We start from the raw sequence: 24,962 nt of genomic DNA on the forward strand, positions 1-24,962 counted from the left end.
TCCATGTCTACTTGATCGAGGGCTTGTTTGTCTTGTCGGTGACGCCTGCGCGGGGCCGCTTGTTGGGGCGGTAGCTGGGACCGTTCATGATCACCTGATGGCTGGTGTTGATGAGCCGGTCCAGGAGGGACTCGGCGACGACGGGGTTGGGGAAGAGCGGATACCAGTCGCTCGGCGCCCTGTTGCTGGTCAGGATCAGCGACCGGCCCTGCCGCTCGGAGACCAGCTCGTAGAGGTCGTCGGCCTGGGCCGCGGTCAGCTGGCGCATCGCGAAGTCGTCCAGGATGAGCACGTCGGGCCGTACCAGTTCGCGCAGTCGGCGGTCCCAGGTGCGGTCCGCGTGGCCGCCGGCCAGGTCGGCCAGAACCCGGCTGGTCTTGGCGAAGCGGACGTTGGCGCCCTGGCGGATCGCCATATGTCCGAGTGCCTGGGCGACGTGTGTCTTCCCAACGCCGACCGGCCCGAACAAAATTACGGACTCGCCGGTGTGCAGCCAGCGCAGTGCCGCAAGGTCGCGGACCTGGGCCGCGGGTATCTTCGGGGAGGCCGCGAAGTCGAACTCCTCCAAGGTGACCTGCTGCTCGAACTTCGCCCGGGTCAGGCGCCGTTGGAAGGCGACGGTCTCCCGGCGGGTGATCTCGTCCTGGCAGAGGATCTGGAGGAACTCCAGGTGGCCGAGCTCGCCGCCGTGGGCCTGCGAGAGGCGGGCGTCGAGAGTTTCCAGCATGCCCGAGAGCTTCAGCGCGCGAAGCGCGTCCCGCAGGGCGGTGTCCATGATGCTCATCACGCCACTCCTTCTTCGTGACGGTGGTCATCACGGTCGTCGTTCGTCATGTCGGGGGGTGTCGCGGTCGCGAAGAGCCGCTGAGGTCCGTGCAGGAAGGCGGCGGCTCCGCCATCGCCGGAGGATTCGGGGGCCGGCTCGGTCTCGGTGCCGGCGACGAGGATGCCCTTGATCGTGCGATAGGACGGGTCGCCGACCAGGGTCGCCTTGGCGCAGGCGGCCTCCAGCCTGCCCTCGCCGTACTTCTTGCGCAGGCCGAGGATCCCCTGGGCGGCGCGGAGCCGATAGAGCGCGTTGACCTCCAGCAGCCCATCGACCACCTCGCGGCAGGCCGTGCCGACCTGCGCGGACTGGGTCCGGCACCAGGTCGGGGTCCGCATGTGGAAAGCGATCTTCTCCGGCGGGTAGTCGCTGGCATGGGTGCGCTTGCCCTGCTCAAGTGCCCCGTGGGTCTTGACCAGTTCGCCGTCGTGGAAGACCTGCACGAAGGTCGCGGTCGAGCGGACGTCGACCCGCTTGCCCATCAGTTTCCACGGCACCGAGTAGAGGGTGCGGCCGGCCTTGATGTGAATGTCCGGGCCGACGGTGGCCGTCGACCACTTCGCGAGCACGAACGGGGTCTTCGGCAGCGGCAGCAGCGTGGACGCCTCGACGGCCTCGAAAACCGAGGCCGGGGCGGCCCCGCCCAGCGGGCGGCACTGCCGCTGACCGGCGACTTCGGTGCACCACCGGATGGCCTCGGCCTGCATCTGCTCGAGCGAGAAGAACTCCCGGCCCCGCCACCAGGAATCACGTATATAGGGCATAGGGCGCTCGACGCGCGGTTTATCTTTTGGCTTCAGAGCGCGGGCTGGATCTACCAACGCACCGTAATGGGCCGCGAGTTCGGCATACGCTTTGTTGATTTTAGGGTCGTAGAGGTCGGGCTTGTCCACCCCGGTCTTCAGGTTGTCGGGCACCAGCCGCTGCGGGACGCCGCCGAAGAATCTGAAGGCTTCGACGTGGGATTCGGTCCAGGAGTGCTGGTCCAGGTGGATCACCGGGCGGACGAACATGTGCCGCGAGCACGGCAGCACCATCACGAACGCCCAGATCCGGTGCCGCTTCCCGCTCCGCGGGTTGATCCACTGGCCAAGGAAGCCGTAGTCGATCTGAGCCTCCAGCCCCGGCTCGATCTCGTCGCGCAGGACCGTGACCTGAGAGCGACGGGTCTCCTCGGGCAGCGTCGCCGATATCCACCGCCGAAGCGACGACACCGAAACCACCAACTCGTTCTCGTCCCGCAGCCGTTGGTGGATCGTGGCGACGGTCACCGTCCCCAGCAGGCTCTTGATGTAATCACGGTGCTTGTCGATCTCGGGCCAGGTCACCTGCCGCAACCGGGCATCGGCGAGCTCGGGGAACCAGCCCTTGATCAGAGAGGCCCAGTCCTCCGCGGCCATCGCCGCCCCGCCCGGGGCCATCCCGGCGGCCTCCGCCGGGGCCAGGTACTTCCTGATCGTCTTGCGGTCCAGTCCCAGCGACGCGGCCAGCTCGCTCTTGGAGCGGCCCGCGTACCAGTGGACATAGATCTCGGTCACATCGACCACGTTGAACGTTCTCCTTGCCATCGTGCGCTTCCCTCGACCTCGAACCACTGATCGAGGAAGCGTCCGTCATCTCGACGGCCAGGACCACTACCCGCTGCGTCCGTCGTCCCCATGGGGAATTACGTGACCGCGGGGGTGGGGAATTACGTGACGCGGAACCCGCCTCACCTGGGGAATTTCGTGATCGCTCACACTAAACTCTCACTCGCAGCATGAACCCCTGTGTCCACACTCCGGGGGTCACCTCAGGCGGGGCCTGCCCCACGATCGCGGACACCCTGATCATTGGATCGTGAAGATCCGAGGAGCAGGAGTTCCCGTTGGGGACGTCGAAGTACAGCCCTGAGTTCCGGGCCGATGCCGTTGCGCTGTACCGGGCCACCCGCGGTGGCAGTTACTCGTCGGTGGCCAAGGACCTGGGCATCAACCACGAGACGCTGCGCGTAGGGGTCCGGGATGCCGAGCAGGCCGCCCGGCCCGGCGCCGGCGAGGCCAGCGCGATCGAGAAGGAACCGGCAGCTGCGGCGCGGGTGAAGGAACTCGAGCTCGAGCGGGAGATCCTGCGGAGGGCCGCGAAGTATTTCGCGGGCGAGACCAGCTGGTGAGCAGCCGCTTCCAGTTCGTTGACGATCACCGATCTCCGGCTACGAAAATCTTGCCAGAGCCGTCAACGTGCACACCCAAGTACAGCTGAACGTGCACAACGTCGTGTGGATCGACGATGAGACGAGCGGAGGCAGGTCCGATTCAACCGACCTTGATCCGACCACCGGACTCAGCGAGACCCATAAGAACGGCCCGCCAGCCGCCGGATGTTCCGTCCCCAGCGCCCCGGCATCGAGCGCGTGCCGCATCCGCTTCTGCCGACGGAAAGGGGATACCTGCCGCCTGCCAGCACTGCACGGAGCCGTCCGCAATGCCCAACATTGGTGCGTCAGAGCTGTCTCGTGGTGAACAGGGTGGTCCCGTACACCGCGTCCACTTCCTTCCGCTCGGTCTCGGTGAACCCGACTTTGGCCAGCACACGGCGCGAAGCGGTGTTCCAGTCCCAGACCGTGGCCCACAGACGTTCACACCCAGATGATCTCGCCCAATCCAGAACAGCCAACGAGGCCTCGGTCGCATATCCCTGACGCCAAACTCGGCGTAGCAGCTCGAATGCCAGTTCCGGTTCCCCCGCCGATCCTCGCCCACTGTCGACCAGTCCGCAGTAGCCGATAACGTCACGAGAGGCCTTCCGCTCGATCGCCAGCAACCTGATCGACCACAGCTGGTTGGTGCGGATCGAATCCTCAAGCTCCGCGACCGTGGGGTGTCCATCCGCGTCGATTCGGCGGTGCGGCGGCACTCGTGGATCACGTTCGGTCCACAGCTCACGCTGGACGACAGCCTCGGCTACCCGCCAAGGTCTGAGCAGCAGGCGGCTCGTCTCGAGTACAACCTCGCTGCCCGGCGCGCCAACTGTCATATCAGCAACCATCTCACGGGCGAACGTGCTGTCGTGCCGCGCGATAGGTCCTGCCGATCGTGGACGCTCGATATGCGGGACAACCGAGATCAATCCCTGAGCGTCGTCTGGGACCTGTGTGCACGTCCGGCTGGATCCGGTGGGACGCGTTGACTGACCTGTACGCCGACAGGTCAGGCCGCAACTGCCTGTGCGGTGACATTGCCCTCGGGGAAGGCCACGGCCTCGTCATAGGGCCAGTTGTGCTGCAGGCAGCAGTAGAGCTGGCCGATCATGCGGTTGAAGAGGTTCCTCTGGGCGGAGGCGTGCCAGTCTCCGTGGTCGCGGCGGCGCCGATAGTGCACCTTGGCGCCCGGGGAACGAGTGATGGCGGCGAAGGCCCAGAGGTAGCCGGCGTGGTTGAGGCAGTCGTTCTTCACCCAACGGCGGGAGACGTTCGACTTCTTTCCCGAGGCTCTGGTGATGGGCGAGGCGCCTGCGTATGCCTTCAGGCCGCGGGCGTCGGCGAAGCGGTTGCGGTCGTCTCCGATCTCGGCAAGCACCCGGGCGCCGAGCTGGATGCCGAGACCGGGGAAGCTGAGGATGATCTCAGCGTCCGGGTGTTGAGGGAAAGCCTCTTCGACCGCCTCGGCGAGGTCGTCTGCGGCCGAGCAAGCGGCCTCCAGCTGGACCAGGAGGGCGAGCATCTGCCTGCCGAGGGCTTCTTCGACCAGCAGGGGTTGGTGGGCCCACTCGGCCCGGAAGACGTCACGGATGCGGTCCGCCTCGGTAGCGATGCTCCTTTCGCGGCCGGCGCGCTTGAGTGCGGCCTGCAGTTGCGTGCGCGTGAGCCGTGCCGCCCGGGTCGGTGTGGGGGCCACCTTCAAGATCTCCCGTGCTTCTCGTCGGCAGAGGCCGTTCCGCCAGGGCTCGAAGGCTGTCAGGGCGGCCGGGTAGTACTCGCGTAGAAGGGAGCGGAGCTGGTTGGAGACCTGCTGTCGGTTCCACGTCGCGTCCTGCTGGGCGCGGGCGAGCACAGCGACTGCTCGGCTTAGATCGCTGTCTTCAGGCAGGGGGCGGTGGGCGTGCATGTCCGTGCGCAGGATGTTGGCCAGCACGAGTGCATCGCCAGGAGCGGACTTCTTGCGCGAGACGCTGGTCCGGTCGCGGTAGCGGGCGGCGGCCATCGGGTTGATCGCGAAGACCTTGCGCTTCCCGGTCCGTAGTACGGCCACCAGTAGTCCGCGGGAGGTCTCGATCGCGACCGGGATCGGCGTCTCCTCGGTGTCGCCGTGTTCGGCAAGCAGGGCTAGCAGGATTTGGTAGCCGGCCGCGTCGTCGGTGATGTGCCGCTTCGCGAGTAACTGGCCGCTGTCGTCGACAAGGGCGATGTCGTGTGTCTTCTCCGCCCAGTCGATGCCGCAGTAGATCAAGGTCTTCCTCCCCATAGAGCGTTTGTGCTGGTCACGAGCACATGAGGGCCACGCAGCGACCTAATTCAAGGACTCCGCCGTAAGGCTGGTCCGCCACCTCAGTAGCTGTTCGTGGCACCAGCTCATCTCACGGGCCTCGGTCTTGACGGGAGCTCAAGTGGCTCGGGTTCTACAAGAGATCACCGTGCGACGGGCTCGCACCACCAACTCCAACGAGTGATCAAGCGGCGGGTATTGACGCTCGGAGGCGCCGGGCGGCGATCACTCTTCCTAACAGCCCTCAGAGGAGCGCGTGCACCAAAGTCGTCCGCCCGACGCCCACGAGCGCCAGCACCCACCACACGTGGTGGGCTCCGAGGACCCGGGCGCCAACTGTCTCGAATTAGGCATGTGCTGCCTGGCCGACGTGAGATGTCCGCCCGGTATCCACGCAGCACACCACGCTTGATCAGGTGGCGGCCAGGGAGACGCCGATCGTCGCCAGTCTCGAAGGGGGGCTTGCTGCCCTGGTAGACGTAAGGCTTCCGATCGGCGCCCGCCTGGCCACCTCCCGCTCATTCGAACGGAACCAGTCGACTACTTCCGGCGTGCCGCTCTTAACAGGGAATTAGGCGGGCGCCGAACATGTCCTGCAGTCCGATGCGGCCGGCGGGCCGCTCCCCGGCGCCGGCGGGCGGCCGCTCCGCCGCGGACTTGGCCAGGACGTCCGCGCGGAGTCCGGCTTCCATCTCGTCGACGAGCCGCTCCGCCTCCTCCTTTTGGCCTGTCGCGGCCAACCAGCGGGGCGACTCGATCAGCCCGCGGCGCAGTGTCCACACGACGGCGGAGCCGAGGGCGCCGAGGACGAAGAGCCAGCGCCATCCGTCGATGCCCAGCGGGCTCAGCGGGACCAGCCACAGGGCGGCGAAGCCGACGACCGGTACGCCGCAGAAGGCGAGGGTGTACGCCCAGGCGGTGTAGCGGCCGCGCTTCTTGGCAGGCAGCACGTCCGCCAGGTAGCAGTCCGACAGCGACTGTTCGGCGCCGATGCCGATGCCCGCGAAGAAACGGGTGACGATCAGCCCGGCGTTGGGGGAGAACGCGCCGAGGAGCGAGAACACCGAGTACAGCGCGAGGTTGATCAGAAACGCCCGTCGCCGCCCGTACCGGTCGGCGACGCGCCCGAGCACCACCGAGCCGACGAACTGCCCGACGAAGGCCGAGGCCAGTACCAGCTTGAGGGTGGTGCCGTCGAAGGCGAAGTCGTGCTGGAGTACCTGGGAGATCGTGCCGGAGAGGTTGTTCTCGAAGGTGTCGAAGAACAGACCCACCCCGACGACGGCGGTGAGTCTGCGGTGGGCGGGGGTGATCGGCATCCGGTCGAGCCGGTCGCCGACGGAGGGCGCCGCCGCTGGTATCGGACGCAGCGCGGTCTGTTCTGACATGGTGCTGGAACTCCTCGGTCTCCGGTGGGTTCGCGGTGCAGGTGAGCCTCCGCCCCGGCGCTCGGGCCGGGGCGGAGGCGGGTGGCAGGTGCGGCCCGGGGCCTGCTGACCCCGCTCGGGGGCGGGGTCAGCAGGCCCCGTCCGTGACGGCCACCTCTCCGTTCCTGGTCGGCTCGCTGACCTCGTGGAGGAAGGTGGCGACCTGCCGGTAGGACTCCCAGAACCCCACCTCGACGTACGGCACGCCACGCTCCTTGCAGTACTCGCGGGTCAGGATCCGGGCGCGGGCCAGGTTCCGCTTCGGCATCGCCGGGAAGAGGTGGTGTTCCACCTGGTAGTTGAGCCCGCCGTAGACGAAGTCGATCCACGCGTTGGGCCGGATGTTGCGGGAGGTGAGCACCTGCCGCTCCAGCCAGTCGAGGGTCTCCTTCTCGCCGTCCCTGACCTCCATGCCCTTGTGGTTCGGGGCGAACATCAGACCGAAGTAGATGCCGAGCGCCGCATGCTGCACGAGGACGAAGACGACGGCGGTCAGGGGCGAGAGCACCACGAAGAGCGCGGTCAGATAGATCGCGGTACGCAGCAGGATCAGCCCCGATTCGAGGACCGGGTGCTTGGTGTCACCGCCCGTGATCGCCTTGATCGCGGTCCGCTCCATCTTGGCGCCCTCGAGCACGAGCAGCACGAAGAAGAGCACGTGCTGATGGCGCACGATGAACCGCTGGGTCCTGGTGCGGGTGGCGTACTGCTTGATGTCGAAGATCGCGGTGCGCCGGCCGATGTCGGGGTCGAGAGTGAGGTGGTTGGGGTGGCTGTGGTGCCGGTTGTGGTGGTTGACCCACCAGCCGTAGCTGACCCCGCTGAAGAAGTTGGCGTGGAAGTAGGCGACGAAGGTTCCCATGCGCTTGTCGCGGAACATCGCCTTGTGGCCGACCTCGTGCCACATGTAGGCGCTCTGCACGCCGCACAGCCCCATCCACACCGCGACCGGCATCTGCCACCAGGAGTCGCCTATCAGGAAGAAGGCAATCAGACCGGCCAGGATCAGGCCGAGGTTCAGGGCCGTCCTGCGGTAGTCGTAGCGCGTGTCGAGGTCCAGCAGACCCTCGGCCTTCACACGCTGCAGCAGCTCGGCGAAGGTGGCGGACGCGCCGGCGCCGCTCGCCGGAGTCTGCGTCGTGGGTGTACGGCGCGTGCCGGGTGGCCGCACAGCGCCTGACTCGTTCTCGCTGATGTGCGGAGACTGCATAGAGGGATCTCCTTGGCAGGGCGTGGCCCGGTGTCTGACGCCGGGTGACAACACACCTGAGCGTCCGGCACTTTGCTGATGTGCTCCTGATGGCGGCCTGGAACCGGCCGTCGTTGTACCGGGTGGTGGTCCGTTCAGCCGGCGGTCTGCATGGCCAGCCGGACCTCCAGTGCGCGGACCGCGTCGTCGGCGGCGCGAGCGGTGTCCTGGTCGTCGGGGGCCCCGATGACGGCCATGAGGGACGCGACAACCTGTTGCTTCAGGAGGTCCGTCCCGGCCGGGTCGGTTCCGCTCGGGGTGGCTGCCTGTTCGGCGGACATGACTCTCTCCTCACTGCACCGGCCGGGTCGGCCGGGATCGCTGGTCGCTGGATCGCCTGCGGGATACGGCTGGTGACCGCGGCCCGTCAGAAGGCGTTGCAGGCCCGGAAGATGTGGGCGAACGCCGCCAGCGAGGCCGGTCCGTCGAAGGCGACGTACTCCGGGACCGGTGCCCGCGGGGCCCACTTCTCCTTGTAGGCCAGCTGCGTCTGGGCAGGGTAGAGCGCCGCGCCCTCGGCCCACAGGAAGTGCATCAGCCACTGGAAGGACGCGCTGCGGCAGGGAAACTCGTTGCTCTCGTCCAGGCCGGTGAAGGGGGTGAAGCCGAAGTGCAGCCACTCGACGCCCTCGCCGCGCAGGATCTCGATGACGGAGGAGTTGATCGCCTCCATCAGCCCCGGGGAACCGCCGGGGATACGGCGGCTCAGGTCGTGCATCCAGCCGGCCCGGCTGCCGTAGACGGGGGAGTACGAGATGTAGCCGACGGGCTTGCCGTCGATGCTGCCGAGGAAGAGCCGGCGCTCCCGCTGCGCGGGTCCGCCGATCTCGCCGACCAGGAACTCCAGCGGCCGGGCGTCGTCGCCCTTGGAGCCGAGCCAGGACGCGTCGATCTCCCGGATCGCACCGGTCAGCTCCTCCGGTCGTACCTCGCTGACCTGAAGGCCGTTGCGCAACGCGCGGGAGATCTTGTTGCGCAGCTGCATGAAGCGGGTGCCGCGCAGGGAGAACTCCGGCAGGTGGACCACCCACGAGGAACCGAACTGGTTGACGGTGAACCCGCGCTCCGCGTACACCTCGGCGTCCGCGCGCTGGAGCTGGGCGCCGATCACCCGGCGCTCCTCGTCGCGGGCCTGGGCCATGAACTGGTCGAGCAGCGGCCCGTACGACTCCGGCGGGGCGAACGGGCCGCCGAACTGGACCAGGTAGCGGCCGGTACGCCGGTAGGCGATGAAGCCGTCGGTGCCCGGGGCGGTGAAAACGCTGGTGCCCCTATTCAGCGCCAGAAACGAACTGGCATTCTCGGACTGGGTATACGCACGTATCGACTGAAGAACCTGATTCTCCAGCGTGTTTGTCGGTGGCATTCCACCCTCTCTCTCCAGTGCGGTGAACAGAGAAAGTAGAGCACCTTCAACTGGAGGTCGGGAAGAGGGAAATACTCGTCAAGCGATACGTCAGGAGACCGTCAGCGGAATATCAGAAGCCCATGGCAGTATCAGCGGTGTGAACGGGACGGGAAACCGGACCGAAAACAGGGAGAGGTGCCCGGAGCGGCTTATCGGGGACCGAAGTAACACTTCAGTCGGGTGCAAGCCCGCGCAGGTTCGAATCCTGCCCTCTCCGCCGCAGATCACCGGTCCGTCGAAGCAGCGCGTCGAAGCACCGTCTGGAGATCATCCTCATGCCGACCGTGACCTCACCGGCTCCCCGACGGGCTCTGGTCGTCGCCAACGCGACGGCGGGCACGGCCTGCCCGGCACTGATCGACGAGGTGATCGAGCTGTGCGCCAGTGTCCTCGACTCCGTAGAGGTCCACCTCACCACCCACCCCGGCAGTGCCACCGAGGCCGTCCGCGCGGCGGTCCGCGGCGCGTCCGGCCCGGTGCCCGACCTGGTGTTCGCGGTCGGCGGCGACGGCACCGTACGCGAGACCGTCGAGGGGCTCGTGACGCCCGGACGCCCAGGCACCACCGCCCTGGCGATCGTCCCCGCCGGCACCGGCAACTCCAACTACCGGATGCTCTGGGCCGACAGCCCCTGGGCCGAGTCGCTCGGCGCGACCCTGGAGGGTGGCTCGAGCGGCGGCGCCGTACTGCGGCACCTCGACCTGGGGCGGCTGAACGAGACCGGGGCGCTGGTTCTCCTCGGGGCCTGCTCCGGCCTCATCGCCGAAGGGCTGATCACCGCCCGGAACATCCCCGCCACCGGACGCGAACGCTACGCCAGGGCGCTGCCCGACGCCGCCGCGGTCTTCACCCCCTACCCGGGGCGCGTCATGGTCGACGGCCGCGTGCTGCACGAGGGCGACACCGTCCTGGCGAACGTGGGCGGCGGCCGCTACCGCGGCGGCCAGTACCTGGTGCTGCCGCATTCCGAGCCGGACGACGGCCTGCTCGACGTCTGTGTCGTGGGCGCGGAGGTGCCCGCCGGGGACGTGCCCGTGCTCGCCCGCGAAGGCACCCTCGGCCAGACTCCCGGGGTGGTGCACGGCCGCGGCCGCCGGATCGTCGTGGAGCGGCTCGACGGACGCCCGCTGACCTTCGAGCACGACGGCGAACTGCAGCCGCCCGGCCGGACCGCCATGACCCTTGATGTGCTCCCGGGTCTGCTGCCGGTCTGGGGCGCCCCGAAAAAGGATGTGACGCGTGCCGATACTCAAGGAGCTGTGCCGCTGGGCGGCGTGGCTGCGACCTGAGGACATACCCACCCGGGTCCGTGAACTGGCGGGCAGCCAACTGCTCTCGCAGCTCGCCTCCATCCGGGCGGGGGCCGCCCATCCGCTGGGCCGCCGCATGATCGAAGGGTTCGGCCCGCCGCTGCAGAGCGATCCGCGGACGTCGGCGTGCGTGCTGTCCGGACTCGGCTCCTGGCTGAACCTGGACGACACCGCGTACGCGGGCCATCTGTCCAACTCCACCGTCTCGGTCCCGCTCGCCTACGCCTACAACCGGCGGCTCGACGGCGCGGCGCTGGTCACCGCGGTCATCGCGGCCAACGAATGCGCGGCCAGGATCACCGCCGCCGCCACCCTCGGCCCCCTGCGCGGACACAGCGCGGTGCATACCCATCTGGCGGGCGCGGTGAGCGGCCGGCTGCACTGCGAAGGCGCCGACGACTCGGTGTGGGGCCATGCCCTCGGGCTGGCCTTCGCCATGCCGAACTGGCCCCTCATGCGCGCCTTCATGGCCAGCGACGCCCGCCTGTTCAACACCTTCACACCGGTACGTACGGCCATGGACGCCTGTGACGCGGCGCGTGCGGGGCTGCGTGGCGCACCCGACATCCTGGAGCACCCGGACGGATTCCTCGACCGGTTCGCGTCCGTGCCGCTTCCGGAGGCGGTGAGCGCGGGTCTCGGCGAGCGCTGGCACACCGAGACGCTCTCGTTCAAGATGCGGCCGGGCGGCCCCGGGGTGGACGCGGCGGTGGACTGCGCGATCGCGCTGCACCGGGACCTGGCGCCCTGCCGGCTGGAGGACATCGAAGAAGTCGTCGTCGAGGCGTCCCTCTACACCCTCTTCGCGGCCAAGAAGGCGGCGTCGTACATAGCCGGGCCCGCATCGCCGCTGGGCGCGCTGGTGCTGCACACCCCATATCCGGTGGCCACCGCGCTGCTCACGGGCGGTCTCACGGTCAACGACTTCGCCATGCCGCTGCTCAACGACCGGGAGCGCTGGAATCTCGCGGACCGGGTGCATCTCGTGCACGACCCCGAGCTGACCAAGGCGCTGTTCTCCTCCGAGGCGCCCTTCGGCGAGGCCGTACGCCAGGCCGGCCCGGCGGCCGGGCCGTGGCTGCGCGCCTTCGGCGGCGACGAGGTGGTGGCGCTCGCCCGGGACACGGCGGACGAAAGCACCCGGCCCACCTTCACGTCCTCGGCCAAGGCCACCGGGGCGCGGGTCACTGTGCGGCTGGCCGACGGGCGCACCCTGTCCCGGCAGCGCATGATCCCGCTCGCGGCGGCGGGCCCGCACACCAGGGCCCACCATGGCGAACTGATGCGGGAGAAGTTCCTGGAGTTCGGCGGCCCGGAGAGTGTCGCCGACGCCGTCGCGGACCTGGACACCTTCTGCGCCGACGACCTCCAGCACTGGATCGAAGCGGCGCTTCGGTAATTCCCGAGGCGCACGTCAGCGCCGGGTCAGTACCCACTGCCACCATCGATTTCCGGCGGACAGTTGTCATGGCCCGAGACCGAACTCGGAAAGGTCCTTTGATGCGGGAAAAGGCACTCAAGAGCTACAAGCTTTATATCGCAGGCAAGGATATCGAAGGGGACGGCTGGGTCTACACAGTCAGCGCCAAGTCGCTGCTCGAAGATGTCTTCACCAGCGTCACACTGAAGCGGGAACTGGAACAGAATCCGGATTCCGACGCCGCCGATCACCCCTATGTGGTGGGCCGCTGCGCCATCGCCGGCAAGAACTCCATCGAACTGGCCTCGGAGGCCGCGGCCGCGGCCGCGCCGGCCTGGGCCGGATTCCCCCTCGAACGCCGTATGCGCCTGGGCACCATGTTCCGCGAGGAACTGATCCGGCGTAAGGACGAGTTCCTGGACATCCTGGTGTCCGAGGCCCACCCGATGCGGCTGGCCCGCTGGGAGCTGAGCTGCCTGACGCAGGTGTACAGCGAGGAGAGCCTGTACTGGTACCGGCAGCGGATGCACACCGAGTTCGAGCACGAGGGGCGGCGGCTGATCGTCCGCCGCCAGCCGGACGGTGTGGTCGCCTTCAACCCGCCGCAGAACGCGCCGGCGCCCAGCGCGGCGCTGGCGGTGCTCGCGCTCATGGCCGGCAACGCGGTCGTGATGCGCGCCCCGCGCAGCATCCCGCTGAGCACCATGTGGCTGATGCGGGACGTGGTCGGGCCGCTCCTGGACGAGATCAGCGCCCCTCCCGGCGTACTGAACGCGGTGTGCAGCAACCCGAAGCAGACGCTCGACCACTGGGTCGAGGACCCGCTGATCGACGACATCTTCTACATCGGCGGCAGCGAGGAGGGCCTGCGCTTCCAGGAGAAGTGCGTCGCCAACGGCAAGAAGCCCATCCTGGAGCTGGCCGGCAACGACACCATCGTCATCTGGGAGGGCGCCGACCTGAAGAAGGCGGCCGAGGCGATCTGCGAGTCGTTCTACGGCTCCGGCCAGATCTGCATGGTGCCCAACTGCGTCGTGGTCCACCCGGCGATCGCCGACGAGCTCATCGCCGAGGTGATGGAGCGGATCAAGCTGGTCCGCCCCGGCTACCCCGAGGACGAGGACGTCCTGCTCTCGCCGGTGCGGCGCAGCGAGAAGTTCTTCGCCCTGCTCAAGCAGTCCCTGGACCTCGGCGGCGAGCTGGTGACAGGCGGTCAGCGCACCGAGGTCGACGGGACACCGTCGGAGACCGGAGTCTTCCTCCAGCCCACCGTGGTCCGGGTCAACGGCCTGGCCGGGGCCCGCACCCACGACATCGTCCGCAGCGAGACGTTCTTCCCGCTGCTGCCGATCGTGGTGCCGGAGGCGGCCGCCGACGACGCGCTGCTCAACTGCTTCATCGACTTCGTCAACAGTAACGAGTACGGCCTCCGCAACTCGCTGTGGGCCAAGTCGGCACGGGTGATCAACGCCTTCGTCCAGCGGGTCGTCAACGGCGGCCTGCTGAAGGTGAACGACTCCCACATCGGGTTCCTGCCCTACCTGCCCAGCCACGGCGGCACCGGCCTGACCGGCGGCGTCTACGGCGAGGCCAACTACCCCATGCTCAAGACCTCGCACGTCCAGGGGGTCAGCATCGCCCACGACGTCAGCCCGCACGAGGCCGTCTTCGGCCCCGACTCGGCTCTCTGACACCGGATCGCCGGCAGGGCCGGCCCCCCCCGAAATCCATGGAGGAGTTCCCCCGTGCGCTCTCTCGACTCTGCCCGCGCGACCTGCGACCGCTACCACCCGGGGCTGCTCAAAGCGCTGGCCGACATCCCCTTCGCCGAGCGTGAGGCGGCCGGCAGCCCGGTGATCAGCCTCTTCCGCGCGCACGGCGGTGTCGGCCTGCTGGTCCCCGCCGAGTTCGGCGGACACGGCGCCGACCCGCTGGACGCGGTGCAGGTGCAGCTGGCGCTGGGTGCCCTCTCGCCGTCCCTGGCCGCCGCGGTGACCATGCACCACTTCACGGTCGCGATGCTGTTCGCGCTGGCCGGGGAGGAGGGCCGGCTGAGCCCCGAGCAGCTGGAGCTGCTGCGCCGTATCGTTCCCGACCAGGTGGTGATGGCCTCCGGCTGGGCGGAGGGCAGGACCCAGCAGAACATCCTCCTCCCGTCGGTCACCGCGAAGCCGGTGCACAACGGCTATCTGCTCGACGGCTCCAAGAAGCCGTGCAGCCTCGCCCATTCGATGCAACTGCTCACCGCGAGCATCGCCGTACCGGGCGCCGACGGTACGCCCGAGCTCGCTCTGGCGCTGATCCCCTCGACCGCGCCGGGACTGTCGGTGCACCCGTTCTGGAACAACCCCGTGCTCGCCGCGTCGGAGAGCGACGAGGTGCGCATGACGGAGGTCTTCGTACCGGACACGATGGTGGTACGGACGTCCGCCGACGACCCGGGCCGGCTCGACGATCTCCAGACGGCAGGATTCATCTGGTTCGAGATGCTGATCTCCGCCGGTTACGCGGGCGCGGCCGCCGCCCTCGCGGAGGTGGTGCTGCGACGCGAACGGGGCAGCGCGGGCGACCGTGCCCGGGTGGCGATCGAGGCCGAGAGCGCCATCGCGCTCCTGATGGGCTGCGCCCGGTCCCTACGCGACGGACTGAACGGCGAGGAGGCGGTCGCCCAGGTGCTGACCGCCCGCTACGCCGCCCAGGACGCCACGGCCCGGGCCTCGGAACTTTCGCTTGAACTGCTGGGCGGGGTGGACTTCATCCGCAGCGCCGAGCACTCCCGGCTGGCCGCCTCCGTGCGTCCGTTGATCTTTCACCCGCCGGGCCGGGGCGCCGCGGCCGAACCGCTGGTCGCCTACTTCGCCGGCGGACCGCTCGAACTGTGACCGGAGCCGGGTCCAGGCATTCCCGTCCAGACCGCACTAGCCCGTTTTCGAGAGGGAGTCAGCCGTGACCGTGACGCAGGACATCCGCGTCGATGCCGAGGCAGAGATCCTCGGCCTCTACCGGGCCCACCTGAGCAAGGGAAGGGCCACGCTCGCCGAGCTGTTCGGCAGCCACATGGAAGTGGAGTCCTCCGGGGCCTGGATCACCACGAGCGACGGCGAGCGTTTCCTCAACGCCGGTGGCTACGGCGTCTTCATCATGGGCGCCAGGCACCCCACCGTCATCGAGGCCGTCCAGCGCCAGCTGAACACCCACCCGGTCGCCACCCGGATCCTGCTGGAGCCGACGGTGGCCCGGGCCGCCGAGGCCCTGGTCTCCGTCATGCCGCCGGGCCTGGACCGGGTGCACTTCTCGCTCTCCGGCTCCGAGGCCGTCGAGACGGCCCTCAAGCTGGCCCGCGCGGGCGGCCGCAAGCGGACCGTGTCCATGCGCGGCGGGTACCACGGCAAGACGCTGGGCGCCCTGTCCGCGACAGCCAAGGACGTCTACCAGAAGCCTTTCCGGCCGCTGATCCCCGACACCGAGCACATCCCCTACGGCGACGCGGACGCGCTGGAGGAGGAGCTCAGGGCGCACCCCGGCGAGGTCTGCGTGATCCTCGAGCCGGTGCAGGGGGAGGGCGGCGTGATCATCCCGCCCCAGGGCTACCTCAAGCGGGTCGAGGAACTGGTCCGCGAGTACGACGGTTTCCTCGTCCTGGACGAGGTGCAGAGCGGCATGGGCCGGCTCGGCGAATGGTGGGGCGCCGACATCGAGGGCGTCGTCCCGGACGTACTGCTCGTCGGCAAGGCGCTCGGCGGCGGTGTCGTCCCGGTCTCGGCCGCTGTCGCCACCCGCAAGGCGTTCCGCCCGTTCGACAAGGACCCCTACATCCACACATCCACCTTCTCCGGACAGCCGCTGCTGATGGCTGCGGTCCAGGGCGCGGTCCAGGTGGTCGCGCAGGAGCGGCTGGTCTCCAAGGCGATGGACCTCGGGGCACAGCTGCTGCCCCGGATCGCGGAAATCGCCTATCGCAATCTCCCCGGCCTGGTCGTCGACGTACGGGGCCGGGGCCTGCTCATCGGAGTGGAGCTGGCCGAGCCGGGCCTGGCCGGGGAGCTGCTGATCGAGCTCTTCAACCACGGCGTGGTCGCCAACCACTCGATGAACGGCAACTCGGTGGTGCGCTTCACCCCGCCTGCCACCCTCACTCCGCTCGAAGTGGAGTTCCTGCTCAACTCGTTCGAAAAAGCCACCCTCGACCTGGTCGCGGGCTCGGCGAGGATGCCGGAAGGCGGAAACTGATGCGGCACGTGGAACTGGGCGCGGTGGTGCGCTCCGAAAAGGCCGAGGTCGTTTTCGAGCGGGTAGCGAAGTTCGAACGCTTCCCCGAACTGGCGCCCCATGTCAGCGCCACCGAAGTACACGGCGCACTCCCGGACCTCAAGGGCAGCTCCAGCTGGGAACTGCACTTCCGCAGCGGGCTGCTGCGCTGGACCGAGGAGGACACCTTCGACCTGGAGGAGCTGGAGATCCGCTTCGACCAGGAGGACGGTGACTTCGACACCTTCACCGGCAAGTGGGCCGTCCGGCAGGACGGCGCCGACACGGTCGTCCACTTCGAGGTCGACTTCGACTTCGGCATCCCCAGCATGGAGGGGATCCTCGACCCGATCGCGGAGCGGGTCATCAAGGAGACGGTGGCCTGGGCCGTGACCGGCCTCTTCGACCGGACGGAAATCCACGCCGGGGTCGAACTCGGCCTCCCCACGGCTCCCACGGCCGCATAGGAGACACAGCCATGGACCAGGCCAACCCGTTCGAGACTCCACGGACCTTCTCCCTGCACCGGGCCGAGTACCTCGTCGGCTTCGCGGTGACCAGCGCGTTCATCATCGCCAATTTCGGCGAGATCCGCTGGCTGCCGGCCATCGCGCTGTTCCTCTACATCGACGTGATCGGCTACCTGCCGGGAGCCTTCGCCTTCAAGCGCAGCGGCGGCAAACCCATCTCCAAGGTGTATTACGTCCTGTACAACGTGATGCACAGCATGATCACCCAGGCGGCCGTCGTCGGCCTGTGGTGCTGGCTCATCGGGCCCGAGTGGGCGCTGCTGGTGATTCCGTGGCACCTCTTCGGTGACCGGGGCCTGTTCGGCAACTTCATGAAGTCGTTCGCGCTGCCCTTCGAACCCGTACGCCAGACCGGCTATCTGCGGCTCCTGGACGACCTGGGGCTCGCACACCCGAAGCCGGTGGGCCACCCGTCCGACGGTCCGGTTCCGGTCGGCCACGTCCCCGCCCGCCGCGAGCCGGCCGCACCGGCGGCGGACCGGCCGGTGTTCAGGGCCAGCCGGTGAATGCCGTGTCCCCACGGCGGGGATCAGAGCGCGGGCCGTGGGCCCGCAAGAGGAAGGAGCACACCTCGTCATGACCGATTCGCCGCAGAGCACCGTGGCGCACGAGGCCGACTGGGACACCGCGCCCGGTCTGCTCGACGGTGCCAAGGAACTCACCCTCGGTCCCGAGGAGTGCGACCTCGCCTACTGGATCACCCAGGTCGCCCAGGGCACCCTGCGCGACCGCGGGGTGACCGGCCATCACGAGAACGCGGGGGTCCCGGACTTCCTCAAGGAGCCGGGTCCGCTGCGGGACGCACTGATCCTCGAGTTCGGGTTCCGGGCCCTGTCCGAGGAGGTCGCCACCCGGCTGCTGGCCCATTATGTGGCCATTGCCCCCGGCATCCCGGAGCTGGAGTTCTACTCCACCCAGCTGATGGACGAGGCCCGGCACGCCCGGGTGTTCCGCAACCACCTGGTGGAGCTGGGGCACCCTGCGCAGACCTTGCTGCGGGACATCGACGAGATGTCCGCCGACTACCGCCGGCGGGTGCTGCGGCCCGTCGAGGACTTCACGCTGGACATCGTGCGCGACCAGAACGACTTCGCGGGCGGTGTGGCCGTCTTCGCCATCGTCATCGAGGGCGTGCTCGCGCCGGCCGCGGAGCTGAGCGAACGCAAGTGGACTCCGCTGTCGCCGGCCACCGGCGAGATCTCCCGGGGCACCGCCATCGACGAGATCCGGCATCTGACGGTCGCCAGCACCATCCTCCGTGACCACCTCGTCACGCACCCGCAGTACCGGCCGCGGCTGATGGAGATCCTGCGGGCCGGAGTCGGCCTGTGGGACACCATTCCCGACCGGGAGTTCGTCATCCACCGCGAGGAACTGTTCCAGAAGGGCATGGCGGAACACGCCGACAAGATCGGCGACTACGAGATCTGGCCCGGCACGCGGCTGCTCGACACCACCCCCGAGCAGCGCTACGACATGGCCGAGCAGTGGACGGACGAGATGGCCGAGTCACGGATGCTCTACATGGGCCTGCCCGCCGACGTCCTGTCCGGGGTCACCGGGTCCGGCCACTCCTGCGGGGGCGCCGCATGAGGGCCGCCGTCGTCGCCGGGGCGGGGGCGTACCTGCCGCCGAAGCTGGTGACCAACCAGGACATGGCCGAGCGCTTCGAGACCAGCGACGAGTGGATTCGCACCCGGACCGGCATGTCCGTCCGGCACGTGGTCGAACCGGGGACGGCCACCTCCGACCTGGCCGTGGAGGCCGGGCTGCGGGCGCTGAAGTCCGCGGAGGCGGGCGGGGCCGGCGGCGGCGCGGACATGGTCATCCTGACCACCACCACCCCGGACCACCCCGTCCCGTCCACCGCGCCGGACATCGCGTCCCGGCTCGGCCTGGGCGTGATCCCGGCCTTCGACATGTCGGCGGTGTGCGCCGGCTTCCTGTACGGACTGGCCAACGCCTCCGGTCTGATCGCGACCAGAGCGGCCGAGCGGGTCCTGCTGATCGGCGCCGACGCCTTCACCACCTTCGTCGACCCCGAGGACCGGACCACCGCGGTGCTCTTCGGGGACGGCGCGGGCGCGGTGCTGCTGCGGGCCGGCGACCCGGACGAGCCGGGCGCTGTCGGCCGGCCGGTGCTGGGCAGCGACGGCACCCTCAAGGACCTGCTCATAGTGCCGGCGGGAGGCTCCCGCCAGCGGTCGGCCGGCCCGCTGACCGACCCGGGCCAGGGCTACTTCAAGATGAACGGCCGGGAGACCTACCGGCACGCGGTGCAGCGCATGAGCGAGTCCTCGCGGCAGGCCGTGGCGGCGGCCGGGTGGACGTGCGCGGAAGTGGACCGGTTCGCCGCCCACCAGGCCAACTCCCGCATCCTCGGGGCGGTCGCCGACGACCTCGGCATACCGCACGAGAAGCGGCTGTCCAACGTCGCCGAGGTCGGCAACACCGCAGTGGCCTCGCTTCCCCTGCTGCTCGCCCAGGCGGCGGCGGAGGGCAGTCTCGCGGCCGGCCACCGGCTGCTGCTCACCGCCTTCGGCGGCGGGCTGTCCTGGGGCGCGGCCACCCTCACCTGGCCCGACATCCACGTCGTCTGACCCACCGAGAAGGGAAGTCCCCATGTTCGAAGTGCTCAAGGAAATCCTGATCAGCAAGCTGAAAGTCACCGGGGACCAGGTGACCCCGGAAGCCTCCCGGGAGGACGTCGAGCTGGACTCGCTCGCGATCGTCGAGCTGTCGATGCTCCTGGAGAAGGACTACGGCATCGAGATCAGCGACGACGAGCTGATGGACGTCGACACCATAGGTGAGATGGCCCGCCTCATGGAGGAGCGCCGAGCGACGGTCTGACGCCCCCTGCACCCCACCCCACCCCCCACCCCGCGCACGCGCCCCACTGCGCCCGGCCCTGCCCGGAGCGCGGGGCAGGGCCGGGCACCAAGGCCGCCACCAGCCCCTGAACAGGGCCGGTGGCGGCCTTGTGGCGCCCCGGGTGCGCCCGGCGGATTTTCCCGTACGCTTCCGCCCGCTCGTGCGAAGGGCCGGTGCTCAGGCGGAGCGGGCGAGATCCGGGGGGCGGCCCGAGGGCATCGGCGCCTGGTTGAGGATGTCCAGGAAACAGCCTCTGAGGTGCTCCGAGGGCTCCATGCCGAGCTCCTCGATCATGCGGGCGCGCGTCGAGTTGTAGGTCTCTATGGCTTCCGCCTGGCGCCCGCACCGGTAGAGCGCCAGCATCAGCATCTCTATGATCCGCTCCCGCCACGGGTGCACGACGATCATCCGCTTCAGTTCCCCTATGGCGGACGGGACCCCGCACTCGTAGTCGAGCCAGAGCTTGACCTCCGTCGCGGCCAGGCACTCCTCCTCCAGCTGAACGGCCACACTCCTGCACAGCGATCCCGCGACCACGTCCTGGAGCGGGGCGCCCACCCACAGTCCCAGCGCCTCGTTCAGCAGGACGGACGCCCTCGTGGTGTCGGTGGGCATGACGGCGCGCGCCTGGGCGATGCGCCGCCGGAAGACGTTCACGTCGAGGTCGTCGGCGGAGAACTCCAGGACGTACCCGGCGGAGCGGGCGACCAGCGAGGGGGCGTCGTCACCCCACGACTGCAGGGTGCGGCGCAGCCGGGAGACATGTGCCTGCAGGGCGTTTTCCACCGTCGCCGGCAGTTCGTCGCCCCAGAGCTCGGCGTAGAGATCCTCCGCCGGGACCAGATGGCCGCCGTGGAGCAGCAGCACGGCCAGCAGCGCACGCTGCCGCGCGCCCTGAACACTGCGGAAGCGGCCGTCCACCTCTGCTCCGACGGACCCGAGAACCCTGAACTTCACCAGCTGCTCCTTCCTGACGTGGGATCTGCGTCCCGACTGTTCCACAGGGCGCCTCGAGGAGCGCTGGAGGTTCGACCGGGGCAACAGCTGTTCCCATGCCGGCGGCAACTCGCGCAGACTGTCCCCTAGTTGATCTCAAGTGGATCTCGAGCGCGCTCTGTCACAGTGGTCCTGGTGCCTCCCGGGCACGTCCGGGAAGGTGTCCTACGCATTCGTAAATGATCAAGGAGTACTTCGTGAGCGACCTGACCGATCTTGCAACCCGTTACATCGCCATCTGGAACGAGGCGGACCAGGACAAGCGCGCCGCGGCGATCAGCGACCTCTACACCCCGGACGCCACCTACACCGACCCGCTGGCCAACGTGCAGGGCCACGACGGGATCGGTGCCGTGATCGCCGGTGCCCGTGACCAGTTCAAGGGCTTCGACTTCAAGATCCTGGGCGACGCGGACACCCACAACAACGTCAGCCGCTTCCGCTGGGAGCTCGTACCGTCCTCCGGCGGCGAGAACGTCGTCATCGGCTTCGACGTCGCGGTGACCGACGCGGACGGCAGGATCAAGGCCGTCTACGGCTTCCTCGACAAGGTGCCCGCGGGCGCCTGAGCCGGCTCGCGCCATCGCCGGGTGGGTCCCCTCAGGGACCCGCCCGGTCCCCGTCTTGCAGCAACAGTGCTGAACCAGCACCCAAGGAGCACCCCCCGATGACCACAGAAACAGGGCCGGACACCGCCGCCTCCCCCGCGGCCGAGCCACCGCCCTCCGCGACACGAAGCGGCTGGGGTGCCCTGGCCATCGTGATGGTGGGCACCTTCATCACCGTTCTCGACTACTTCATCGCCAACGTCGCCGTGCCTTCGATCCAGCAGGATCTGAACGCCACGTCCGCGCAGTCCCAGCTGGTCATCATCGGTTACGGCGTGTCCTTCACCGCTGGAATGATCACCGGTGGGCGGCTCGGCGACCTCTACGGCCGACGCCGCATGTTCGCTCTCGGCCTGCTGCTGTTCACCATCACCTCCGCGCTGTGCGGTGTGGCGCAGAGCGCCGACCTCCTCATCATCTTCCGGGTGCTGCAAGGCGCCTCGGCGGCGCTCATGGTCCCGCAGGTCCTCGGCATCCTCGCCCTCGTCTACACCGGTGCCTCCCGGGCCCGTGCCTTCGCCGTCTACGGCCTGGTGATCGGCCTCGCCGGTGTCCTCGGCCAGGTCATCGGCGGCGTACTGATCTCCGTCGACGTGGCGGGACTGGACTGGCGGGCCATCTTCCTGCTCAACATCCCGATCGGCCTGGTGGCCCTGGCCCTGACCCCGCGGCTGGTGCCCGAGTCCCGCAACGCCGGCGGCGGACGGCTCGACCTGACCGGCGCGCTGTTGGTCACGGCGACGCTGGCGGCCCTGGTGCTCTCCCTCGTCGAGGGCCAGGAGAGGGGATGGCCGCTGTGGAGCTGGCTGCTGCTGGCCGCCACGATCCCGCTGGGCGCCGGGTTCATCAGCCACCAGCGCCGCCGTACGGCACAGGGGCTCAGCCCGCTGATCGACCTCGACCTGTTCCGCGGCCGGGTCTTCTCCGTCGGGCTGGCCGCGATGCTGACGTACTTCCTGGCCATGGGCTCCTTCTTCTTCCTGCTGGCGCTCTACCTTCAGCAGGGCAAGGGCCTGTCGCCGGCCGAGTCCGGCTATGTCTTCCTCGCGGTCGGCGGCGGCTACTTCGGCTCCTCGATGCTCTCGGGCAAGCTCGCCGCGCGGCTGGGAGGCGGGCTGATCACTGCCGGCCCGCTGACCCTGGGCGCTGGATACGTCCTGGTCGCCGTCTCCGCCACGCAGGTGGGCGCCGACGGCAGTGTCCTGTGGCTGATCCCGTCGCTGATCGTCGCGGGGATCGGGATGGGCATGACCACGGGCCCGCTGACGGGCGCCGTGCTGACGGGAGCCGACCCCGAGCACGCCGCGGCCGCCTCCGGCGCGGTCAACACCGTGCAGGAGGGTGGGGCCGCGATCGGGGTGGCCATCGCGGGCGCGGTCTTCTTCCCCGTACTGGGCGAGGCGCGCCGGGTAGGCGACTATCCGCACGCCTTCGTCATGGCGCTGATCCCGCTGATGGTCTTCTGCGTCTCCGTCGCCCTGCTGGTGCGCGTCATGCAGGCACGTACCAAGGCGTAGTACGCACATGATTTAGCCGGCCCGCGATGGCCGGCCGTGGCCGAGCCGGGGCAGTTTCCGGCTCGGCCACGGTGTTTTCCCGCTGCCCGCTGCCCGCTGCCCGCGGGCGGGCAGCGGGCAGCGCTGCCGCGAGGACAAGTTCCCGGTCAGGGCGGTGTCAGGCCGCGGTGGTTGGCTGAAGCTCATTCACCAGCGCGGGTCCCCCTGCGCCCGCTCTCGGGATCGGTCACCGACATGCCTGACACCAACGCGTCCTTGCGGCAGCTGCGTGAGCTGCCCGTCGTCGAAATCCGCGAAGAACTGGAGACGGTCGTCGTGGAGCGGTTCAAGAGCGCTCTGCTGATGGAGGCCGACGAGGACCTCTCGGTCGACACCAGCTTCTTCGACCTGGGTCTCACCTCGCTGCGGCTCACCAGTCTCAAGCAGAGCCTGGAAGAGCTGCTCGGTATCACCATCAACGCGAACGTGCTCTTCAACGAACCCACGGTTGAGCAACTGGTGCTCCATCTGACCGACCTGGTCGCGGGCTCCGCAGCCGGCGACCGACCCGCTCAGTAATCCGATCGCCGGACAGAAGGAGACGCGGCCATGCCCCGCGACGAGGAAGTAGCCATCGACAACGTGCTCAAGGAGCTGACCGAGCCCGTCGCGATCATCGGCGTGGGCCTGCGCTTCCCCGGGGGCAGCAACTCGCTCGACGAGTTCGAGGAGTTCCTGCGCACCGGCAGCTCCGGTATCGGCCCGCTGCCCCAGGACCGCTGGGACGTCGAGGCATTCACCCCGCAGAGCCCCGACGACAAGGGCAAGATCCACACCACCGGCGGCGGCTTCCTGGACCGTATCGACCTCTTCGACGCGGGATTCTTCAACATCTCGCCCAGGGAAGCGCAGTTCATCGACCCCCAGCAGCGCATGGTCCTGGAGACCGCGTGGCAGGCCCTGGAACACGCGAACATCGACCCCACGCCGCTGCGGCGCGGCAACGGCGGCGTCTACATCGGCTCCAGCTCCGTCGACTACGCCCTCGAACTCGACGCCGTGCCGTACGAGGACCTCGACGGCCTGCTGGCCTCCGGCATCACCATGTTCCCGCTCTCCGGGCGGCTCTCCTACTTCCTCGGCTGGCGCGGGCCGAGCATGAGCGTCGACACCGCCTGCTCGTCCTCGCTGGCCGCCCTGCACCTGGCCGTGACCGGGCTGCGCCGCGGCGAGTGCGACATCGCGCTCAGCGGCGGCGTCAACGCCCTGCACCACCCCCGCATCCCGGTGATGTTCTCCAACGCCCAGATGCTGGCACCCGACGGCCAGTGCAAGACCTTCGACGAGTCCGCGGACGGCTACGCCCGCGCCGAGGGCTGCGGCATGCTGGTCCTCAAGCGGCTGTCCGACGCCACCCGGGACGGCGACAACATCCTCGCCGTGGTGCGCGGCACCGCGGTCGGCCAGGACGGTGACAGCGCGGGACTGACGGTGCCCAACGGGCCGGCGCAGGAGACCGTGCTGCACAACGCGATCCGCGCGGCCGGCCTGGAACCGGGTGACATCCAGTACGTGGAGGCACACGGCACCGGCACCCCGCTCGGCGACCCGATCGAGATCGGCGCCATCAACAACGTGTTCGCCGGAGCCCGGAGCAAGGACGACCCGCTGCTGGTCGCTTCGGTGAAGACCAACCTCGGCCACATGGAACCGGCCTCCGGTGTCGTCGGAGTCATCAAGACGCTGCTCCAGATCCGCTCCGCGACGATCTATCCGCACCTCAACATGACCGTCCCCTCCGGCCGCATACCGTGGGACGTGTACTCGGTGCGCATACCCACCGAGTGCGAGCCCTGGAAGGCCCCGGTCCGCCGGGCGGCGGTCAACAGCTTCGGCTTCGCGGGCACCATCGGCGCGGTCGTCCTGGAGGAGCCACCGGCACGCACCGGCGGCACGAGCACCCCGGCCCCGGCGGCCGTCGAAGGCGCCACGCGCACCGCAGCGGCCGAAACCGCGCCCGTACCGACCCCACCCGGCCCCGGCGCCGCCTGCCCCGTGTTCACCCTCTCGGCGAAGAACTCCGCCGCACTGCGCGAACAGGCCGGCC

General features: G+C 69.0%; 23 protein-coding genes, 1 tRNA gene and 1 pseudogene. 16 read left to right on the forward strand and 9 right to left on the reverse strand.

All coding sequences use genetic code 11. The annotated features are described in order from the left end of the window. Window positions 1-7 precede the first annotated feature (7 nt). Together istB and istA are read right to left on the reverse strand one after the other, a co-directional pair. On the reverse strand, window positions 8-784 hold the full coding sequence (istB, locus tag ACU6WZ_RS28300) for an IS21-like element helper ATPase IstB (RefSeq protein WP_447028588.1): 777 nt from the start codon (window positions 782-784) through the stop codon (window positions 8-10). Next, window positions 784-2,373 carry an IS21 family transposase gene (gene istA / locus ACU6WZ_RS28305; RefSeq protein ID WP_447033763.1) on the reverse strand — a complete coding sequence of 530 codons (1,590 nt, stop codon included), beginning with the start codon at window positions 2,371-2,373 and terminating at the stop codon, window positions 784-786. Before istA ends, istB begins: the two co-directional genes overlap by 1 nt. A gap of 320 nt (window positions 2,374-2,693) precedes the next feature. On the opposite strand from istA, the gene ACU6WZ_RS28310 reads away from it, so the two are divergent. Further along, window positions 2,694-2,978, forward strand: coding sequence for a transposase (locus ACU6WZ_RS28310; protein ID WP_447031010.1), 285 nt, complete (start codon window positions 2,694-2,696; stop codon window positions 2,976-2,978). 329 nt (window positions 2,979-3,307) lie between these two features. Here the strand turns inward: ACU6WZ_RS28310 and ACU6WZ_RS28315 are convergent, their stop codons facing one another. From ACU6WZ_RS28315 to ACU6WZ_RS28340, 6 genes are all read right to left on the reverse strand, one after another. After that, window positions 3,308-3,934: a GNAT family N-acetyltransferase gene (locus ACU6WZ_RS28315; RefSeq protein WP_447031012.1), complete on the reverse strand. Its 627-nt coding sequence runs from the start codon at window positions 3,932-3,934 to the stop codon at window positions 3,308-3,310. A gap of 80 nt (window positions 3,935-4,014) precedes the next feature. Next, window positions 4,015-5,268 carry an IS110 family RNA-guided transposase gene (locus tag ACU6WZ_RS28320; protein ID WP_447031013.1) on the reverse strand — a complete coding sequence of 418 codons (1,254 nt, stop codon included), beginning with the start codon at window positions 5,266-5,268 and terminating at the stop codon, window positions 4,015-4,017. Window positions 5,269-5,849: 581 nt separating this feature from the next. Then, on the reverse strand, window positions 5,850-6,677 hold the full coding sequence (locus tag ACU6WZ_RS28325; RefSeq protein WP_447031014.1) for an MFS transporter: 828 nt from the start codon (window positions 6,675-6,677) through the stop codon (window positions 5,850-5,852). A gap of 127 nt (window positions 6,678-6,804) precedes the next feature. Beyond that, a complete protein-coding gene (locus tag ACU6WZ_RS28330; protein ID WP_447031016.1) occupies window positions 6,805-7,926 on the reverse strand; it encodes a fatty acid desaturase family protein in 1,122 nt (373 codons plus the stop codon). 134 nt (window positions 7,927-8,060) lie between these two features. Beyond that, on the reverse strand, window positions 8,061-8,246 hold the full coding sequence (locus tag ACU6WZ_RS28335) for a hypothetical protein (RefSeq protein ID WP_447031017.1): 186 nt from the start codon (window positions 8,244-8,246) through the stop codon (window positions 8,061-8,063). Between the two features lie 86 nt (window positions 8,247-8,332). Next, entirely contained in the window at window positions 8,333-9,331 is a 999-nt protein-coding gene (locus tag ACU6WZ_RS28340; RefSeq protein ID WP_447031019.1) for an MprF family protein, read from the reverse strand. Between the two features lie 171 nt (window positions 9,332-9,502). Here ACU6WZ_RS28340 and ACU6WZ_RS28345 point away from each other — a divergent pair. The 11 genes from ACU6WZ_RS28345 to ACU6WZ_RS28395 all read left to right on the forward strand — a co-directional run bounded on the left by ACU6WZ_RS28345 (window position 9,503) and on the right by ACU6WZ_RS28395 (window position 19,734). Beyond that, window positions 9,503-9,590 (forward strand) — tRNA-Val (locus ACU6WZ_RS28345). A 58-nt stretch (window positions 9,591-9,648) separates the two neighbouring features. Beyond that, entirely contained in the window at window positions 9,649-10,662 is a 1,014-nt protein-coding gene (locus tag ACU6WZ_RS28350; RefSeq protein ID WP_447031021.1) for a diacylglycerol/lipid kinase family protein, read from the forward strand. Continuing rightward, the gene (locus ACU6WZ_RS28355) at window positions 10,613-12,082 is read left to right on the forward strand and encodes an MmgE/PrpD family protein (RefSeq protein ID WP_447031022.1); all 1,470 of its coding nucleotides are present in this window, start codon (window positions 10,613-10,615) and stop codon (window positions 12,080-12,082) included. Before ACU6WZ_RS28350 ends, ACU6WZ_RS28355 begins: the two co-directional genes overlap by 50 nt. Before the next feature lie 101 nt (window positions 12,083-12,183). Then, window positions 12,184-13,794 carry an aldehyde dehydrogenase family protein gene (locus tag ACU6WZ_RS28360; RefSeq protein WP_447031024.1) on the forward strand — a complete coding sequence of 537 codons (1,611 nt, stop codon included), beginning with the start codon at window positions 12,184-12,186 and terminating at the stop codon, window positions 13,792-13,794. Between the two features lie 54 nt (window positions 13,795-13,848). Then, window positions 13,849-14,985 carry an acyl-CoA dehydrogenase family protein gene (locus tag ACU6WZ_RS28365; protein WP_447031025.1) on the forward strand — a complete coding sequence of 379 codons (1,137 nt, stop codon included), beginning with the start codon at window positions 13,849-13,851 and terminating at the stop codon, window positions 14,983-14,985. A 64-nt stretch (window positions 14,986-15,049) separates the two neighbouring features. Beyond that, window positions 15,050-16,333 (forward strand): aspartate aminotransferase family protein, encoded by a 1,284-nt coding sequence (locus ACU6WZ_RS28370; protein WP_447031027.1) that lies wholly within the window; start codon window positions 15,050-15,052, stop codon window positions 16,331-16,333. Then, window positions 16,333-16,818, forward strand: coding sequence for a type II toxin-antitoxin system RatA family toxin (locus ACU6WZ_RS28375; protein WP_447031029.1), 486 nt, complete (start codon window positions 16,333-16,335; stop codon window positions 16,816-16,818). The genes ACU6WZ_RS28370 and ACU6WZ_RS28375 overlap by 1 nt, the downstream gene beginning before the upstream one ends. 11 nt (window positions 16,819-16,829) lie before the next feature. After that, window positions 16,830-17,387 carry a hypothetical protein gene (locus tag ACU6WZ_RS28380; RefSeq protein ID WP_447031030.1) on the forward strand — a complete coding sequence of 186 codons (558 nt, stop codon included), beginning with the start codon at window positions 16,830-16,832 and terminating at the stop codon, window positions 17,385-17,387. Between the two features lie 70 nt (window positions 17,388-17,457). Further along, entirely contained in the window at window positions 17,458-18,474 is a 1,017-nt protein-coding gene (locus ACU6WZ_RS28385; RefSeq protein ID WP_447031031.1) for a ferritin family protein, read from the forward strand. After that, window positions 18,471-19,481 carry a beta-ketoacyl-ACP synthase III gene (locus ACU6WZ_RS28390; RefSeq protein WP_447031032.1) on the forward strand — a complete coding sequence of 337 codons (1,011 nt, stop codon included), beginning with the start codon at window positions 18,471-18,473 and terminating at the stop codon, window positions 19,479-19,481. Before ACU6WZ_RS28385 ends, ACU6WZ_RS28390 begins: the two co-directional genes overlap by 4 nt. A 22-nt stretch (window positions 19,482-19,503) precedes the next feature. Continuing rightward, window positions 19,504-19,734 carry an acyl carrier protein gene (locus ACU6WZ_RS28395; RefSeq protein WP_447031034.1) on the forward strand — a complete coding sequence of 77 codons (231 nt, stop codon included), beginning with the start codon at window positions 19,504-19,506 and terminating at the stop codon, window positions 19,732-19,734. A 198-nt stretch (window positions 19,735-19,932) separates the two neighbouring features. On the opposite strand, the gene ACU6WZ_RS28400 is transcribed toward ACU6WZ_RS28395, so the two are convergent. Beyond that, window positions 19,933-20,712 (reverse strand): AfsR/SARP family transcriptional regulator, encoded by a 780-nt coding sequence (locus ACU6WZ_RS28400; RefSeq protein ID WP_447031035.1) that lies wholly within the window; start codon window positions 20,710-20,712, stop codon window positions 19,933-19,935. Window positions 20,713-20,948: 236 nt separating this feature from the next. Here ACU6WZ_RS28400 and ACU6WZ_RS28405 point away from each other — a divergent pair, with 236 nt between their 5' ends. The 4 genes and pseudogenes from ACU6WZ_RS28405 to ACU6WZ_RS28420 all read left to right on the forward strand — a co-directional run. Then, entirely contained in the window at window positions 20,949-21,320 is a 372-nt protein-coding gene (locus ACU6WZ_RS28405) for a nuclear transport factor 2 family protein (RefSeq protein WP_447031037.1), read from the forward strand. A gap of 98 nt (window positions 21,321-21,418) precedes the next feature. Further along, the gene (locus ACU6WZ_RS28410) at window positions 21,419-22,876 is read left to right on the forward strand and encodes an MFS transporter (protein WP_447031038.1); all 1,458 of its coding nucleotides are present in this window, start codon (window positions 21,419-21,421) and stop codon (window positions 22,874-22,876) included. Window positions 22,877-23,110: 234 nt separating this feature from the next. Continuing rightward, window positions 23,111-23,434: an acyl carrier protein gene (locus tag ACU6WZ_RS28415; protein WP_447031039.1), complete on the forward strand. Its 324-nt coding sequence runs from the start codon at window positions 23,111-23,113 to the stop codon at window positions 23,432-23,434. A 30-nt stretch (window positions 23,435-23,464) separates the two neighbouring features. Beyond that, a pseudogene (locus ACU6WZ_RS28420) lies at window positions 23,465-24,958 on the forward strand (type I polyketide synthase); the annotation flags it as partial. Between the last annotated feature and the right edge of the window lie 4 nt (window positions 24,959-24,962).

Source organism: Streptomyces hypolithicus, assembly GCF_052934925.1.

What these genes read in the sequence shown, in the direction of transcription:
- istB (WP_447028588.1), bottom strand. Translation starts at nt 784, where the DNA reads ATGAGCATCATGGACACCGCCCTGCGGGACGCGCTTCGCGCGCTGAAG.
- ACU6WZ_RS28320 (WP_447031013.1), bottom strand. Translation starts at nt 5,268, where the DNA reads ATGGGGAGGAAGACCTTGATCTACTGCGGCATCGACTGGGCGGAGAAG.
- ACU6WZ_RS28325 (WP_447031014.1), bottom strand. Translation starts at nt 6,677, where the DNA reads ATGTCAGAACAGACCGCGCTGCGTCCGATACCAGCGGCGGCGCCCTCC.
- ACU6WZ_RS28330 (WP_447031016.1), bottom strand. Translation starts at nt 7,926, where the DNA reads ATGCAGTCTCCGCACATCAGCGAGAACGAGTCAGGCGCTGTGCGGCCA.
- ACU6WZ_RS28335 (WP_447031017.1), bottom strand. Translation starts at nt 8,246, where the DNA reads ATGTCCGCCGAACAGGCAGCCACCCCGAGCGGAACCGACCCGGCCGGG.
- ACU6WZ_RS28340 (WP_447031019.1), bottom strand. Translation starts at nt 9,331, where the DNA reads ATGCCACCGACAAACACGCTGGAGAATCAGGTTCTTCAGTCGATACGT.
- ACU6WZ_RS28350 (WP_447031021.1), top strand. Translation starts at nt 9,649, where the DNA reads ATGCCGACCGTGACCTCACCGGCTCCCCGACGGGCTCTGGTCGTCGCC.
- ACU6WZ_RS28360 (WP_447031024.1), top strand. Translation starts at nt 12,184, where the DNA reads ATGCGGGAAAAGGCACTCAAGAGCTACAAGCTTTATATCGCAGGCAAG.
- ACU6WZ_RS28375 (WP_447031029.1), top strand. Translation starts at nt 16,333, where the DNA reads ATGCGGCACGTGGAACTGGGCGCGGTGGTGCGCTCCGAAAAGGCCGAG.
- ACU6WZ_RS28380 (WP_447031030.1), top strand. Translation starts at nt 16,830, where the DNA reads ATGGACCAGGCCAACCCGTTCGAGACTCCACGGACCTTCTCCCTGCAC.
- ACU6WZ_RS28385 (WP_447031031.1), top strand. Translation starts at nt 17,458, where the DNA reads ATGACCGATTCGCCGCAGAGCACCGTGGCGCACGAGGCCGACTGGGAC.
- ACU6WZ_RS28390 (WP_447031032.1), top strand. Translation starts at nt 18,471, where the DNA reads ATGAGGGCCGCCGTCGTCGCCGGGGCGGGGGCGTACCTGCCGCCGAAG.
- ACU6WZ_RS28395 (WP_447031034.1), top strand. Translation starts at nt 19,504, where the DNA reads ATGTTCGAAGTGCTCAAGGAAATCCTGATCAGCAAGCTGAAAGTCACC.
- ACU6WZ_RS28410 (WP_447031038.1), top strand. Translation starts at nt 21,419, where the DNA reads ATGACCACAGAAACAGGGCCGGACACCGCCGCCTCCCCCGCGGCCGAG.
- ACU6WZ_RS28415 (WP_447031039.1), top strand. Translation starts at nt 23,111, where the DNA reads ATGCCTGACACCAACGCGTCCTTGCGGCAGCTGCGTGAGCTGCCCGTC.